At 50.0% G+C, this 942-nt stretch carries 1 protein-coding gene; it reads left to right on the top strand.

Features of this window, described 5'->3' with window-relative positions:
* Positions 1–324: 324 nt before the first annotated feature.
* Positions 325–942: CRISPR-associated endonuclease Cas1 (gene cas1, locus NSCA4_RS13470; RefSeq protein ID WP_081476524.1), on the top strand; the 618-nt coding region annotated here is incomplete at its 3' end.

Below are 942 nucleotides of genomic sequence, written 5' to 3' on the forward strand. Positions count from 1 at the left end.
GTATTTTTGCCCGACGGGGTGAAAAATACAGTTGCTACTGTGGACGATGCAAGCTTTAAAACCAAAATGTAGGGTGTATGCGGTACGCACGCACGCGGTTTTTGCTGTTCAAATAATTGCCTCAAACTTTCAGACGACCTTATGTTTCAGTCTGTGTAGGTCAGATACTTGTATCCGACAACTACTTTGATATTTATATGATTTGAAATTGTTGCGGTAATTTTGAAAATGTCGGATTCGAGAATCCGACCTACCGTTTTTCAGGTGGAACAACCTTGTTAAATACCCCAAAAAAGTGCGTTCAAAATCCAAGGAGTTTTCCCCATACGCAAACTGCAAAACACGCTCTACATCACCACCCAAGGCAGCTATCTGCATAAAGAGCGGGAGACACTGGTGGTGGAGCAGGAGCGTAAGAAGGTGGCGCAGTTGCCGGTGCATTCCATCGGGCATATTTTCTGTTTTGGAAATGTGCTGGTGTCGCCGTTTTTATTAGGGTTTTGCGGTGAGAATAATGTGAATTTGGCGTTTTTTACCGAAAACGGGCGTTATTTGGGGCGGCCTCAGGGGCGGCAGAGCGGCAATGTGCTGCTGCGTCGGGCGCAGTATCGGGTGTCGGAGCAAAATCCCGTGCCGATTGCGCGCAATATCATTGCGGCGAAGATTCAGGCGAGTAAGCGGGTGCTTCAGCGGCAGATTCGCAATTACGGCGAGAATGCGGCGATTCAAAGTGCGGTCGATGCTTTGAATATTTCGCTGCGGCAGTTGAAGGGCGCGGCGGAGCTGGACGTGGTGCGCGGTATTGAAGGTGATGCGGCGGCGCGTTATTTTGCTGTATTCGGGCAGCTTTTGAGCGAAAAAAGCGGCTTTTCTTTTGACGGGCGCAACCGCCGTCCGCCCAGAGACGAGGTGAATGCGCTGTTGTCGTTTGTGTACAGTCTG

It is taken from the genome of Neisseria sicca 4320 (assembly GCF_000193735.1).
Taxonomy (GTDB): domain Bacteria; phylum Pseudomonadota; class Gammaproteobacteria; order Burkholderiales; family Neisseriaceae; genus Neisseria; species Neisseria sicca_E.